Here is a 13,608-nt window from a genome sequence, read left to right as displayed (position 1 = left end):
CCGCCCCGCCGCGGGCAGTACGGCGCCCGCACATCCGGGCGAGCCCGAAAGGCGGGCGCCGTGGCGGATGTTGCGACTGTGAGCGGCGTGGCCAGGGCCGAAAGAGAGCGCTCTCACAGATCTTGACACCCACGCCCCGCACGCCGCAGGGTACGTCTGCAAGAGAGCGCTCTCACGTCGCCCACAATCCGTAGGGCTGCTGGCTTGAGGTTGCAGAAGGTGGTCATCGCTCATGTCTTCGTTCAGGGCCGCAGGCAGTGAACTCCCCGTCCAGGAAACGCCGATCGCCCCCGCCGACGGCGGGCTGAGCCGGCGTTCGTTCATCGCCACGGCCGCCCTGGCGTCCGCCGTACCGCTCGGTGCGTCCGTGGCGCCCGCGGCTGCCCGCGGCCAGGGCCGCCCGCACGCCCCGGCGGAGCCGGACTTCGGGCCCAACGTCCGGGTCTTCGACCCCGCCACCCCGACCGCCGACATCCAGGCCGCGCTGGACGCCGCCGCCCAGCAGCAGGTGACCAGCGAGTTCGGCACCGGGCGCTTCGCGTTCCTGTTCAAGCCGGGCAGCTACGACGTCGATGCGCAGCTCGGCTACTACACCTCGGTCGCAGGCCTCGGCCTGTCCCCCGACGACGTGACCGTCAACGGCGCCGTCCGCGTCGAGGGCCAGCCGCAGCCCGGCGGCGGCGACAGCGCTCTGACCAACTTCTGGCGCTCGGCGGAGAATCTGGCGGTCAATCCCACCGACGGCATCAACTGGTGGGCGGTGTCGCAGGCCGCGCCGCTGCGCCGGGTGCACATCCGCGGCCAGCTCTTCCTCTTCCCGCGCCAAGGCGGCTTCTCCAGCGGCGGCTTCATCGCCGACTCGGTGGTCGACGGCCAGGTCATCAACGCCTCGCAGCAGCAGTGGCTGACCCGTAACAGCTCGGTGGCCAGCTGGTCCAACGGTGTGTGGAACCAGGTCTTCGCAGGGGTGACCGGCGCGCCCGAGCAGTCCTTCCCCGACCCGCCGTACACCACGCTGCCGACCACCCCGGTCAGCCGCGAGAAGCCCTTCCTGTACGTCGACGCGACCGGCCGCTACCGGGTGTTCCTGCCCGCACTGCGGCACGACACGGCGGGCGCGACATGGAGCACCGGCCACACGCCGGGCAGTTCGATCCCCATCGAGCAGTTCTTCATCGCCAAGCCGTCCGACTCGGTGCGCACCATCAACAAGGCGCTGGCGCAGGGCAAGCACCTGCTGCTGACCCCCGGCATCTACAAGCTGACCGGCACCATCAAGGTCAAGTGGGCCGGCACCGTCGTGCTCGGCCTCGGCTTCGCCACCCTCACGCCGGTCGGCGGCGCGGTGGCGATGCGGGTGGACGATGTGCGCGGGGTGCGGATCGCGGGCCTGCTCTTCGACGCGGGCGAGGCCGAGTCGCGGTCGCTGCTGGAGATCGGCAGCGGACGCGGGCGGCGCAGCGACCCGCAGGACCCGACGTCGGTGCAGGACGTCTTCTTCCGGGTCGGCGGCGCGGGCCCCGGCCGTACCGGCACCGCGCTGGTGGTCAACAGCGACAACGTCCTGCTGGACCACATCTGGGCCTGGCGCGCCGACCACGGCAGCGGGGTCGGCTGGACGGTGAACACCGCCGAGTCCGGCGTCGTGGTCAACGGGGACAACGTGCTGGCCACCGGCCTGTTCGTGGAGCACTTCCAGAAGTACAACGTGGTGTGGAACGGCGACCACGGCCGGACGATCATGTTCCAGAACGAGCTGCCGTACGACCCGCCGAACCAGGCCGCCTACCGCCATCACGGCGTCAACGGCTACGCGGCGTACAAGGTCGCCGACTCCGTGCGCCATCACGAGGGCTGGGGCCTGGGCAGTTACTGCTTCTTCAACGTCGATCCGACGATCCATGTGTCGCACAGCTTCGAGGTGCCGGTCAGGAAGGACGTGCGCTTCCACGATCTGCTGACGGTGTCGCTGAACGGCGCCGGCGTGATCGACCACGTGATCAACGACCACGGCGACGCGGCGCAGGGCACCGCGACGGTGCCGGTGGACGTGGTGGGCTACCCGGTCGGCTGACGGGCGGGCGGTTCACCCGCGGAGGGGGTCGGCGGCGGCGGCCGTCGACCCCCTCCGGCATGTCCGTGTCAGCTCGGCGCGCGGCGGCCGGCAGATTTTCGTCGACCGGCTTGAACTGTCGGGCGCGGCAGAGCAGACTGCCCTGGCAACGTTGTCAACACGACGTGGCAACGTTGTCAGACTCCGCTTGCCCCCTGTCCCTCGGGGCAGGCGGAGTCCCGTATCTGCGCGACGTCCACACCTCGTCCCCTTCATTCCCGAACGGAGCGGTGCCCATGCCGAAGAACCCGACGTCCCTCAGCAGACCCGGTTTCGCGGCGGCCCCGGCGCGTACGACCCGGGTCATGCCGTACGGCGGCGCGGCGGGCGGATCGGGCCGGGCTGAAGGGGCGGACGGGGCGGACGGGGACGGCTACCGGCGGGCGGTCGAGGACCGGCTTGACGCCTCGACGTCCGCCCAGGAGCTGTGCCGCAAGGCGCAGTTCGTCGACTACGAGAGCATGCGGGCGATGTTCGAGGCGTGGAACACCCGTGTGTGGCGCGGCGCCGGCACGCTGGCCTCGGCGATGCCGCACCCGGCGCTGCACACGGCGGTGTGGCCGGTCGGCCGGCACGGCCTTGACGCGAGCGGCGGCTACTACGGCGCCCGCAAGGGCAGCGAGGCGGTGCACGTCCAGGCGGACCCGGCGGACGGCACGGTGCTCGCGGCGAACCACACCGCGGCCGCGATCGGGGGCGCGACGGTCGCCGCGCAGCTGTACGGCCTCGGCGGGCGGCCGATCGGCGCGCGGTCGGAGCGGACGGTGGACCTCGCGGCCGGGCGGGTCACCGAGGCCCTCACGGTGCCGTTCGTCCGCTCGCTGCCGGCCACGCATCTGCTGCGGCTGCGGCTGACCGGGGCCGACGGGCGGCTGCTGTCGGCCAACGACTACGTGCGCTGCCGCACCCCTACGGACATGCGCTCGGTCAACGGCCTGCCGAACGTGCGGCTCGCGGTCGCCGCCCGCCCGGCGGGCCGCACCTCGGTCACCGCGACGGTGGCCAACACGGGTACCTCGCCCGCCGCGATGGTGCGGCTGTCGCTGTCGGCCGCCCCCGGCGGACCGGACCTGCCCGCGCTCGCGGACGACAACTGCCTGTGGCTGCTGCCCGGTGAGTCCCGGGACGTCACCTTGTGGTGGCCGGCCGGGTCACGCGCCGAGCCAGCGCCGGCGGTGGTGGCGCGGGCGTACAACGCGCTGCCGGTGACGGGCTGTCCGACGGCCTGAGACGCGCGCCGGACGTGGGCCGCCGCCCGTGGGGGGCGGGTTGCCGTCTCGACCGGTACATTCCGGCTGCCTAGGATGGGAGTGCTCCATATCACTCCCGATTCGCCTGTTTCCGGCCGACGACGCCATGAAGGAACCGATGGACCACGGGGATTTACCGCCGACGGACACGATCGACGTGACGGTGCCGAGCGTGGCCCGCATGTACGACTTCCTGATGGACGGGAAGGACAACTACCCCGCGGACCGTGCGGCCACCGAGGAGCTGCTCAAGCAGGTGCCGAGCACCAAGGTGCTCGCGCTGAACAACCGCGACTTCCTGCGCCGGGTGGTGCGCAGGCTCGCCGAGGACCACGGGATCAGGCAGTTCATCGACCACGGGTCCGGTTTGCCGACGCAGGACAACGTCCACGAGGTGGCCCAGCGGGTCGACCCCGGCTGCCGGGTGGTCTACATCGACAACGACCCGATCGTGCTGGCGCACGGCCGGGCGCTGCTGGAGCAGAACGAGAACACCGCCGTGATCCGGGCGGACATGCGCGACACCGAGCGGATCTGGTCGCACCCCGAGGTCAGGCGGCTGATCAACACCGACCAGCCGGTCGCGGTGCTCTTCGTGTCGGTGCTGCACTGCGTCCCGGACCGTGACGACCCGGCGGAGGTGGTGCGGCGGGCGGCGGCCAGGGTGCCGCCGGGCAGCTTCCTGGTGGTGTGCCAACTGGTGAGCGAGGACGAGGGGATCCGGCGCGGCGTCACCGAGTTCATGGACCGCAGCACCGGCGGGAAGTGGGGCGAGGTCCGCCGCGAGCGGGACGTCGCGGCCTTCCTCGACGGCACCGAGATCCTGGAGCCCGGCCTGGTCGAGGTCTCCACCTGGCGCCCCGACTCCGATCTGGCGCCGAAGCAGCCGAGCACGGAGTGGATCGAATTCGGCGGCGTCGGCCGCATCGTCGGCCGGCCGGCCGGGGGCCGCCCGCACCGCGTCACCGGTAGCGGTTCAGGGCCTCTTCCAGGATCGCCCGGCTGGCGGCGGGAGTCGCCGCCAGCGCGCTGAGCTCGTCCAGCGCGGCACGGTAGCGGTCGACGTCGTCGAGGCGGTCGAGGTAGAGCGCGCTGGTCATGTGCTCCAGATAGACCACGTCGGGCAGGAAGCCCTGGGCGAACCGCAGATAGGTCACCGCCGTGCCCGGGGTGGCGGCGGCGCTCGCGGCGTACGAGGCGACCTGGAGGCGGATGCCGGGCCGCCGCAGGACGTCGAGCAGGTGCAGCAACTGCTCGCGCATCACGGCCGCCCCGCCGACCGGGCGGTACAGCACGCCCTCGTCGATGAGCGCCCACAGCACGGGCGCGCCGGGTTCCGTCATCCGGCGCTGGCGCTCCAGGCGCAGCTCCACCCGCCGGGCGTTCTCCCCGGGCGGTGCCAGCCGGTGCCCGCTCTCCACGACCGCCCGCGCGTAGGCGTCGGTCTGCAACAGGCCGGGGACGAACTGGGTCTCGTAGGTACGCACCAGGTGCGCGTCACGCTCCAGGCCGATCAGCTGCTGGAGCCAGTCGGGGACGACCTCGCCGTACGACTGCCACCAGTCGGGGCCCGCGGCACACTGCACCAGGCGGGCGATCTCGGCGCGTTCCGCGACGCCGACGCCGTAGAACTGGAGCAGGTCCTCGACGTCGCGGGCCTTGAGGGAGACATGGGCGGTCTCCATCCGGCTGATTTTCGAGGCGTGGGCGCGGATGCGGCTGCCCGCGGCGGCCGGGCTGCAACCGCGGCTCTCGCGCAGCGCCCGCAGGTAATTGCCGAGCACCCTGGACATGGCTCGCGCGCCCATGTCGGGACGGCGTTCGAACAGCGGTAACGGCGATTCGGGCTGCGCTTGAGCGGACATGCGGGCTCCCGGTTCGGACTGGCCGCGCCAGTATTGCCGCGTGAAGCCCGCCGTTCGCCCTCCCGGACGTCAAGCCGCGGGCTTCACACCGTAAAGGAGTCGAAGTCGCCGTCCTTGGCGCCCTCGACAAATGCGGCCATCTCTGCCTGCGTGTATACCAGGGCGGGTCCCTCCGGATAGCGCGAATTACGGACGGCCACCCCGCCGCCCGGCAGTTGGGCGACCTCGACGCAGTTGCCGCTCTGGTTGCTGCGGGCGCTCTTGATCCATTCCGCCCCTGAAATGCTGCTGGCCTGAACTCCGTTGCTGACCTGCTGCTCCACCGGGCATCGCCTCTTCCTGGGTCCACCGGGATCATCCGTCGGGCCGGCGCCGCACATCGCGGGGCCGACAGACGTCTACCCGGCAAATACCGCTGCAATTCCCGATGCAATTGCATTGGTGGCGTGCAACATCACGTGGCAATTGCGCCGAGCGAGACAAATCCGCAAATCGGGATGAAAAGCAGGGCAATCAGGCACCGCGCCGCACCGCTCATCGCGCGCCGCCCGCCGCCCGGAAGGCCGCGGCGTACTCGCGCAGGAAGGCGGCCTCGGCGATGACCGCGCCGCGCAGCTCGGAGAAGAGCACCCGCTCGTTGGGCGCGTGCAGGTTGCACATGCTGTCCTGGGCGCCGAAGAGCAGCACCTCGGCCCGGGGTGCTGCCTTGGCGAGCCCGTTGACCAGCGGGATGGAACCGCCGCTCGCCGCGAACTGCGGCTCGGCGCCCCAGCCCTCGCGCAGCGCGGTACGGGCGGCGCGGTAGGCGGGCCCGTCGACGGCCGCTTCGAAGCCAGGGCCCGCGTCGCTGGCCGTGACCGTCAACTCGACCCCGTACGGGCGGTGTTCGCGCAGATGCCGGACCAGCGCCTCGGTGGCCTGCCGCGGGTCCTGCCGCGGGTGCACCCGCAGATTGAGCTTGGCGCGGGCGTAGGGGACCACCGCGGAGGCGGCGCCGTCGACGGCCGGGGCGTCCAGGCCGATCACCGTGATCGCCGGGCCGCTCCACAGCCGCTCCCCCAGGCTGCCCGTGCCGGTCAGCGGCGTCCCGTCGGCCACGGTGGCCAGTTCGCGGAATTCCTCCTCGGTGTACGACGCCCCGTCCCACGTATCCCGGCGCAGACCGGGCACCGCCACATCGCCGCGCTCGTCGTGCAGCCCGGCCAGTGCGCGGACCAGGGCCAGCAGCGCGTCGGGGGCGGCGCCGCCGAAGGCGCCGCTGTGCCGGGCCTCGGCCAGGGTGCGTACCTCGACCACCACCTCGGCGACACCGCGCAGCCCGGTGGTGAGGGTCGGGGTGCCGGGCCGCAGATTGCCCATGTCGGCGATCACCATGGCGTCGCAGGCGAAGCGCCCGGGGTCGCTGAGCGGGTGGTCGTCGAAGGCGCTGCCGTATTCCTCCTGGCCCTCCAGCACGATCTTCAGGCCGGTGGGCGGCCGGCCGCCGTAGGCCCGCAGCACCCCCAGATGGGCGATCACGTTGGACTTGTCGTCGGCGATGCCGCGGGCCCGCAGCCCGCCTTCGACCGGGGTCGCCCGGAAGGGCGGCGAGAGCCACAGCGACTCGTCGCCGGGCGGCTGGACGTCGTAGTGGCCGTAGAGGAGCACGGTCGGCGCGCCGGGGTCCGGCGGCGGGATCTCCGCGTAGATGACCGGCGCCGTGTCGGGCAGGTCGAGGCGTTCGATGTGCTCGACGCCAGCCTCCCGCAGCAGCTCCACCAGCAGGTCGTGCGCCCTGACGACCTCGGAGTGCGGATAGCCGGGGAAGGCGATCGACGGGATCTCGGCCAGCCGCACGAGGTCGGCGGTGAGGCCGTCCATCAGGCCGTCCACCGTGCTGCTGAGGTCCATCGCGTGCGCTCCATGGTCCCGCCGTCCGGCCGGGGACCCGGGCCCGGGTCCCCTCGCTGAGCACCCTGGCCAGTGCGCGATGGCGCCGCAGCCGGGGTGGGCCGAACGGACGATATACGGAAGCGGACCCGCGCGCCCGCCGCCCGGCCGGACCTCACCCCGCGCGGGCCGGACCTCCGCCGCCCCGGTCAGGCCGCGCACACAGGTCAAGCCCCGCGCGCGTCAGGCCCTGCGCATCGGGCCTTCCACGTCGGGCCCCGCGTCTCAGGCCCTCCGCACCTCGATCAGCAGTGCGTGCCCCGGGTTCAGGGTCGGCATCGGCAGGCCGGCCCGCGCCAGCACCGGCCCGGGCAGCGGCACCCAGCCGTCCAGCGCCGCCGTGAACCAGGCGGGTCCCGCCGTCTGGTGCAGCGACGGCAGCCCGAGGTCGGTGCGGATCCGCACCCGGTAGGCGGCGTCCGGCGCGAGGCCCGGCAGCCGTACCCGCCCCGACTGGCCCTCCGGCGAGGTGGTCAGCCGCGCCCAGCAGAACAGCGCGGCCGAGGAGTCGCCGGCCACGACGCCGTGCAGCAGGACGGCCTCGCCCGGCAGGTCGGCGCGGACCTGCCGCCCGCGGTGCAGCAGCGGGCGCAACTCGCGGTAGAGGGCGGTCCACGCGGTGATCCTGGCCAGCTCGTCGGGGTCGCACCGGGTCAGGTCCTGCTCGATCCCGGGGTGGCAGAACAGGCTGGTGGCCAGCCGGAAGGAGTCGGCGGTGACCCGGCCGGTGGTGTGGCTCCCGGCCGCGCCGACATGGGCGCCGATCAGCTCGGGCGGCAGCAGCTGCCCGGTCCAGCGCTGGATGCTCTGGCGTTCCACCGGGTCGTTGCAGTCCGAGGTCCACACCCGGTCGGTCCTGGCGAGCACGCCCAGGTCGATCCGGCCGCCGCCGGAGGCGCAGCTCTCGATCTCCAGCGCCGGGTGCCGGGCGCGCAGCGTGTCGAGCAGCCGGTAGAACGCCTCGACCTGGGCGTGCCCCGCGGGCCGGTCGCCGGGGCCGTGCACCGCCTCGTGCAGGTCCCGGTTGTGGTCCCACTTGAGGTAGGCGATGCCGTAGGCGCCGACCAGGGTGTCGAGCCGTTCCAGCAGATACGCCCAGGCGTCGGGGTGCGAGACGTCCAGCACGTACTGGTTGCGGGAGGTGGGGCCGCGCCCGCGGGCCGGGCCGAGTATCCAGTCGGGGTGCTCGCGGGCCAGGTCGGAGTCGGGGTTGACCATCTCGGGCTCGAACCACAGCCCGAAGTCCATGCCGAGCGCCCGTACGTGGTCGGCCAGCGGCGCGAGGCCGTCCGGCCACACCTGCGGGTCGACGTACCAGTCGCCGAGCCCGGCGTTGTCGGCGCGGCGGCCGGTGAACCAGCCGTCGTCCAGCACGAAGCGCTCCACCCCGACCTCGGCGGCCCGCTCGGCGAGCCGGCGCAGCCGGTCCAGGTCGTGGTCGAAGTAGACGGCCTCCCAGCTGTTGAGCACCACGGGGCGCGGGGTGCGCGGATGGCCGGGCCGGTCGCGCAGCAGGGTGTGGAAGCGGTCGGCGAGACCGTCGAGACCGTCGGCCGACCAGCCGAAGTGGCACACCGGGGTGCGGTGGGTCGCGCCGGGGGCGAGGCGTATCTCGCCCGCTCGCAGCAGTTCGCCGCCGCCGAGGACCGCGGCATGGACACCGGCGCCCTCGGGGAGCTGTTCGACCAGGTAGCGCTGGTCGCCGCTCCAGGCGACATGCACGCCCCACACCTCGCCGTGCCGGAAGCCGAAGCCGGGCGTCCCGACGGTCAGCAGGTACGGCGAGTCCAGGCCGGGCTTGCCGCGCCGCACCTCGCGGACGTAGGCGCCGTGGCCCAGCGGGCGGCGCTGCGGCTGGCGTTCCCGGCTCCACTTGCCGGTGAAGTCCAGCACCTCGGTGGCCCGGGCCGGCAGCGGCAGCAGGGTCGAGACACGGGCGAGGTCGTACGGTTCGGGGTCGGCGTCGGCCCGGCGGGTGAGGGACGCGGCGACGCCGAGCACTCCCGAGGGCTCCAGGCGGTAGGTGACGGTGATGTCGAGCCCGGCGGCGGCGTCGGTCAGCGCGATGCCGATCTCACCGCCGCCGCCGGGGAGTTCGCGGTGCGTGCTGCCGGTGAGGACCGGGCCGGGGGCCGCGGCCCCGCCCGCGAGGTGGCCCTCGTGCGCGGGGGTGCCGGACCAGCCGTCGGCCTCGGTGGGCCAGACGGTGAAGCGGCGCGGCCGGTCGATGGAGTTGTTGAGGACCGCGGCCTCCGCGGTGAGGCTGAGCGCGGCGGCGTCGGCGTCCGACAGCCCGCCGAGGTCGGCGCCCCAGTGCAGGACCCGCGGCACGGGCTCGGTCAGCTCCACGACCAGGGCGGCGCCCGCCGCACGCAAGCAGACGGTCCGTGCGGTGGCGTTCTGCATGGCGGGGTCCTTTCCTCGGCTCCGGCCGAATCTAGGGCGACTTTCCTTCCACCGTCAACATATTCGCGGGGTGATACCGCAGGCCGGGCGGCAGGCGGCCCGCCCTGACCCGGGACCAGGTCCCTTTCCCGGTTTCTGCCGGAAAGGTAAGGTCGGCCGCATGATGCTCGCCGGCCGGCCGCCCGCCGCCGCCCTGGTCTTCAGGACGCTGCTGGTGCACGGCCCCCTCACCCGGGCGGAGCTGGGGCGGTGTACCGGCCTGTCGCCCGGCGCCGTCACCAAGGTCTCCGCTCCCCTGCTGGCCGACGGCTGGATCACCGAACTGGGCCGCCCGGAGGGGGAGCGGGCGAGCGGCCGGCCCGCGACGCCGATGGCCGTACGGCCGGAGCGCGCGCGTTTCATCGGCGTCAAGGTGACGGCCGACGAGCTGATCGGCGTCCTCACCGACCTGACCGCCGCCCCGCTCGCCGCCCGGCGCGCCCCGCTGGCCTCGCGCGACGTCGGCACGGTGGTGAGGGCCGTCGTACGGCTGGTGGCCGGGCTGCGGGAAGCGGGCGGGCCGGAGGCGGCGGGCGGCACCGAGTCGCCGGGCGGGGTGCACGGCATCGGCGTGACGCTGGCGGGGGACATCGACGCGCGGACCGGGACCGTGCAGTATTCGCCGTTCCTGGACTGGCGGCAGGTGCCGCTGGCCCGGCTGGTCGAGGCCGCCGCCGGTGCGCCCGCCGTGGTGGAGAACGACGTACGGGCGCTGACCGTGGCCGAGCAGTGGTTCGGCGCGGGCGCCGGCCTTTCGTCCTTCGCCCTGGTCACGGTCGGGGCCGGGATCGGCTGCGGCATCTCCGTCGACGGGCGCGTGCTGTCGGGGGCCTACGGTGTCTCCGGCGAGGCCGGGCATCTGCCGGTCGGCGGCGACCGGGTCTGCACCTGCGGCAACACCGGGTGCGTCGAGGCGGTCGCCGCCACCCACGCGATCACCGAGCAGGCCAGGCAGGCCACCGGCGAGCCCGGCCTGACCATGGCGGCGGCCGTGCGCCGCGCGCACGCGGGCGACCCGGCCGTACGCGAGGTCTTCGCCCGCGCCGGGCGCGCGCTCGGCCTCGCGATGGCCTCGGTCGCCAACCTCGTCGGCCCGCAGCGCATCATCATCTCCGGCGAGGGGGTGGCCTCCTACGACCTGTTCGCCGACGCGGTGCGCGAGGCCTTCCGCGCCCAGGCCTTCGGAGCCGCCGCGGACTGCGACCTCGTGGTGCGGCCGCTGCCGTTCGAGGCGTGGGCGCGCGGCGGCGCGGCGGTGGCGGCCCAGCGGGTCTTCGCGTCCGCGCCGTGAGTCCGGTGGCGTCCGCGCCGTGAGTCGTCCGGTGAGGCCCGCGCCGTGAGTCCGGCGGCGTCCGCGCCGGAACTGCGGTGAGGGCTGTCCGCCGGGAGTTGTACGGTGCCCGGCATGACATCCGCAGCAGAGCGCGCCCCGGGTCCTGTGACCGCCGACGACGTGGACCTGGCCGTACGCCTGTCGGTGGCCGCCCTGCGGGACGCGCCCGACGGCGGCTGGGACGCGCCGGCCGGCACCCTGAGCTGGACCTGCTGGCAGACCGCGGAGCACCTGGCCGACGACCTTTTCGCGTACGCGCTCCAGCTCGGGCCGCGCGCGCCCTCGCTGACCACCATCGTGCCGGCCTCCTGGCACCGGGTGACCCCGGACGGGCCGGCGAGCACGATCTTCGTGGACCGCGGGGAGGGCGGCGCGGGGCTGCTGCAAGTGCTGGAGGCCTGCGGGGCGCTGCTGACCTCGATGGTGCGCACCACCTCGCCCGGCCTGCGGTCGCACCATGTCTTCGGGGCTGCGGACCCGGCGGGCTTCGGCGCGATGGGCGTGGTCGAGACGCTGGTCCACACGCACGACATCGCCACCGGGCTCGGCATACCGTTCGAGCCGCCCGCCGATCTGTGCGCCAGGACGCTGCACCGGCTCTTCCCCGACGCGCCCGCCGACGCCGAGCCGTGGCCCGCGCTGCTGTGGTCGACCGGGCGGGCCGCGCTGCCGGGCCGCGAGCGGCTGACGAGCTGGCGCTGGTACGGGGAGCCGCGCGGCTGAGTCCGCGGGCCGGGCGCCTTCAGGGCAGCGGCGCCGCTGCGTCCCGGGCCAGGAGGGGGGCGAGCAGGTCGCCGTGGTCGGCGAGGCGGGCGGCGAGGTCGGTGAGGGTGAAGGCCAGATCCTCCGGGGTGGCCGCGGACTCCACCTCCGACCAGGCGAGCGGCGTGGAGACCGCGGGCTCCGGGCGGGCCCGTACGGTGTACGGCGTCGCCGTCGTCTTCTTCGCCGAGTTCTGCGACCAGTCGATGAACACCCGCCCGGTCCTGTCGGCCTTGGTCATCCGCGAGACGACCCGGTCGGGGTGCGCGCGCTCCAGCTCCCGGGCGACGCCCCTGGCGTAGTCGGAGGCCTGCCGTGAGTCGGCGCCCCGCAGTGCGGCGTAGAGGTGCAGGCCCTTGGAGCCGCTGGTCTTGGCCCAGGTCTCGATGCCGTCGGCGGCGAGCCGTTCGCGGAGCAGCAGGGCGACCCGGCAGCAGTCGACGACGCTGCGGCCGGGGCCGGGGTCGAGGTCGATGACCAGGCGGTCGGCGACGCCGGGCGTCGCCGACCGCCACTGCGGGGTGTGGATCTCCACGCACGCGAGGTTCGCCGCCCACATCAGGGTCGCGAGGTCGTTGATCTGGACCTGCGGCATGAGTTCGCCGCTGCTCCTGAGTGTCTCGGCGGTCGTCACCCACTCGGGTGTACCGGCGGGCGGCCGTTTCTGGAAGAAGCGCTGGCCCTGCACACCGTCGGGCGTTCTGACGAAGCTGACCGGGCGCCCGGCGCAGTGCGGGATCAGGACCTCGGCGACGCTCGCGTAGTAGTGCAGCAGCTCGCCCTTGGTGGTTCCGGTGTCCGGCCAGAGCACCCGGTCGAGGTGGCTGAGCTTGATCTGGCGGCCCTCGACCTCGGTGATCGGCATACCATAAAGATCCCATAGCCTGACAAAAAGGACATGCTATGCGCAGTGTCTGGAGCGGGAATCTGGCCTTCGGACTGGTCTCGATCCCGGTGAAGCTCGGATCCGCGGTGTCCACCCACAAGATCAGCTTCCGGCAGATCCATCTGGCCGACCAGGGCCGGGTGCGCTACCAGAAGACCTGCGAGCTGGACGAGGAGGTGCTGACCTCGGCGGACATCGGCCGGGCCTTCGAGACCCCGGACGACCAGCTGGTCGAGGTCAGCGACGCCGACCTCCAGTCGCTGCCGCTGCCGACCGCCAAGACCATCGAGGTGAGCGGCTTCGTCGACGCCTCCTCCGTGGACGCGATGCAGCTGGACACGCCGTACTTCCTGGCGCCGTCCTCGCCGACCGCGAACAAGCCGTACGTCCTGATGCGCGACGCGCTGGCCCGCTCGGGCAAGGCCGCGGTGGGCAAGTTCGCGATGCGCAACTCCGAGCACCTGGCGCTGATCACCGCACGCGACGACATCCTGCTGCTGCAGACGCTGCGCTGGCCCGACGAGCTGAATCCGGCGACCGACGCCGCCCCGCGCGGCAAGGTCAACATCAGCGACAACGAGCTCCAGCTGGCCGACACCCTGATCGACGCGCTCGGCGAGGCCGACCTGTCGGCCTACCACGACGAATACGCGGCGGCGGTCGAGGCGCTGGTGATGGCGAAGCTGGAGGGCGCGGAGCCGCCCGCGGCCGGCGGCGAAGGCGGCGGCGGCACGGTGGTGGACCTGATGGCGGCGCTCCAGGCCTCGGTGGACCAGGCCAAGGTCGGCCGAGGCGGCAAGGAAGGGCCGCACGCGACCGTCACCGAGCTGAGCCCGTCGTCCGGACGCGAGGGCGCCGGCGGGAAGCGGCCGGCCAAGAAGGCGGCGGAGAAGAAGCCGGCGGCCAAGAAGAGTGCCGCCAAGAAGACCGCGGCCACGTCGGCCGCGAAGAAGACGGGAGCCGCGGCGAAGAAGTCGACGGGCCACCGCAAGGCAAACTGAAAGCTTACTGTCATTTGACAGCCA

General features: G+C 73.4%; 11 protein-coding genes. 6 read left to right on the top strand and 5 right to left on the bottom strand.

Features of this window, described 5'->3' with window-relative positions; genetic code table 11:
• Nucleotides 1-232: 232 nt before the first annotated feature.
• From OHA86_RS33720 to OHA86_RS33710, 3 genes are all read left to right on the top strand, one after another.
• Entirely contained in the window at nt 233-2,074 is a 1,842-nt protein-coding gene (locus OHA86_RS33720) for a coagulation factor 5/8 type domain-containing protein (RefSeq protein ID WP_329181481.1), read from the top strand.
• A gap of 275 nt (nt 2,075-2,349) precedes the next feature.
• On the top strand, nt 2,350-3,342 hold the full coding sequence (locus OHA86_RS33715) for a hypothetical protein (protein WP_329181478.1): 993 nt from the start codon (nt 2,350-2,352) through the stop codon (nt 3,340-3,342).
• A 139-nt stretch (nt 3,343-3,481) separates the two neighbouring features.
• Nucleotides 3,482-4,396, top strand: coding sequence for an SAM-dependent methyltransferase (locus OHA86_RS33710; RefSeq protein ID WP_329181476.1), 915 nt, complete (start codon nt 3,482-3,484; stop codon nt 4,394-4,396).
• Here OHA86_RS33710 and OHA86_RS33705 read toward each other — a convergent pair.
• The 4 genes from OHA86_RS33705 to OHA86_RS33690 form a co-directional block, all read right to left on the bottom strand.
• Nucleotides 4,326-5,228: a helix-turn-helix domain-containing protein gene (locus tag OHA86_RS33705; protein ID WP_329181475.1), complete on the bottom strand. Its 903-nt coding sequence runs from the start codon at nt 5,226-5,228 to the stop codon at nt 4,326-4,328. The genes OHA86_RS33710 and OHA86_RS33705 overlap by 71 nt on opposite strands.
• Nucleotides 5,229-5,311: 83 nt before the next feature.
• Entirely contained in the window at nt 5,312-5,551 is a 240-nt protein-coding gene (locus OHA86_RS33700) for a DUF397 domain-containing protein (protein WP_329181473.1), read from the bottom strand.
• A 211-nt stretch (nt 5,552-5,762) separates the two neighbouring features.
• On the bottom strand, nt 5,763-7,118 hold the full coding sequence (locus OHA86_RS33695) for a M20/M25/M40 family metallo-hydrolase (RefSeq protein ID WP_329181472.1): 1,356 nt from the start codon (nt 7,116-7,118) through the stop codon (nt 5,763-5,765).
• 264 nt (nt 7,119-7,382) lie between these two features.
• Nucleotides 7,383-9,563 (bottom strand): alpha-galactosidase, encoded by a 2,181-nt coding sequence (locus tag OHA86_RS33690; RefSeq protein ID WP_329181470.1) that lies wholly within the window; start codon nt 9,561-9,563, stop codon nt 7,383-7,385.
• 160 nt (nt 9,564-9,723) lie between these two features.
• Between OHA86_RS33690 and OHA86_RS33685 the strand changes: the two genes are divergently transcribed.
• Together OHA86_RS33685 and OHA86_RS33680 are read left to right on the top strand one after the other, a co-directional pair.
• A complete protein-coding gene (locus OHA86_RS33685; protein ID WP_329181469.1) occupies nt 9,724-10,893 on the top strand; it encodes an ROK family transcriptional regulator in 1,170 nt (389 codons plus the stop codon).
• Nucleotides 10,894-11,007: 114 nt separating this feature from the next.
• On the top strand, nt 11,008-11,658 hold the full coding sequence (locus OHA86_RS33680) for a hypothetical protein (RefSeq protein ID WP_329181467.1): 651 nt from the start codon (nt 11,008-11,010) through the stop codon (nt 11,656-11,658).
• Between the two features lie 19 nt (nt 11,659-11,677).
• Here OHA86_RS33680 and ligD read toward each other — a convergent pair whose 3' ends face one another.
• Nucleotides 11,678-12,562, bottom strand: coding sequence for a non-homologous end-joining DNA ligase (ligD, locus tag OHA86_RS33675; protein WP_329181466.1), 885 nt, complete (start codon nt 12,560-12,562; stop codon nt 11,678-11,680).
• A 38-nt stretch (nt 12,563-12,600) separates the two neighbouring features.
• Here ligD and ku point away from each other — a divergent pair, with 38 nt between their 5' ends.
• Nucleotides 12,601-13,584: a non-homologous end joining protein Ku gene (gene ku / locus OHA86_RS33670; RefSeq protein WP_329181465.1), complete on the top strand. Its 984-nt coding sequence runs from the start codon at nt 12,601-12,603 to the stop codon at nt 13,582-13,584.
• Nucleotides 13,585-13,608: the final 24 nt, after the last annotated feature.

The organism is Streptomyces sp. NBC_01477 (assembly GCF_036227245.1).
GTDB lineage: Bacteria > Actinomycetota > Actinomycetes > Streptomycetales > Streptomycetaceae > Actinacidiphila.
The sequence above is the reverse complement of the archived record's forward strand: the minus strand, read 5'-3'. Positions and strand labels throughout refer to the sequence as shown.

Bases quoted from the DNA above. Each gene is read 5' to 3' on its own strand.
- OHA86_RS33720 (WP_329181481.1), top strand. From the start codon at position 233: ATGTCTTCGTTCAGGGCCGCAGGCAGTGAACTCCCCGTCCAGGAAACG.
- OHA86_RS33715 (WP_329181478.1), top strand. From the start codon at position 2,350: ATGCCGAAGAACCCGACGTCCCTCAGCAGACCCGGTTTCGCGGCGGCC.
- OHA86_RS33710 (WP_329181476.1), top strand. From the start codon at position 3,482: ATGGACCACGGGGATTTACCGCCGACGGACACGATCGACGTGACGGTG.
- OHA86_RS33705 (WP_329181475.1), bottom strand. From the start codon at position 5,228: ATGTCCGCTCAAGCGCAGCCCGAATCGCCGTTACCGCTGTTCGAACGC.
- OHA86_RS33695 (WP_329181472.1), bottom strand. From the start codon at position 7,118: ATGGACCTCAGCAGCACGGTGGACGGCCTGATGGACGGCCTCACCGCC.
- OHA86_RS33690 (WP_329181470.1), bottom strand. From the start codon at position 9,563: ATGCAGAACGCCACCGCACGGACCGTCTGCTTGCGTGCGGCGGGCGCC.
- OHA86_RS33685 (WP_329181469.1), top strand. From the start codon at position 9,724: ATGATGCTCGCCGGCCGGCCGCCCGCCGCCGCCCTGGTCTTCAGGACG.
- OHA86_RS33680 (WP_329181467.1), top strand. From the start codon at position 11,008: ATGACATCCGCAGCAGAGCGCGCCCCGGGTCCTGTGACCGCCGACGAC.
- ligD (WP_329181466.1), bottom strand. From the start codon at position 12,562: ATGCCGATCACCGAGGTCGAGGGCCGCCAGATCAAGCTCAGCCACCTC.
- ku (WP_329181465.1), top strand. From the start codon at position 12,601: ATGCGCAGTGTCTGGAGCGGGAATCTGGCCTTCGGACTGGTCTCGATC.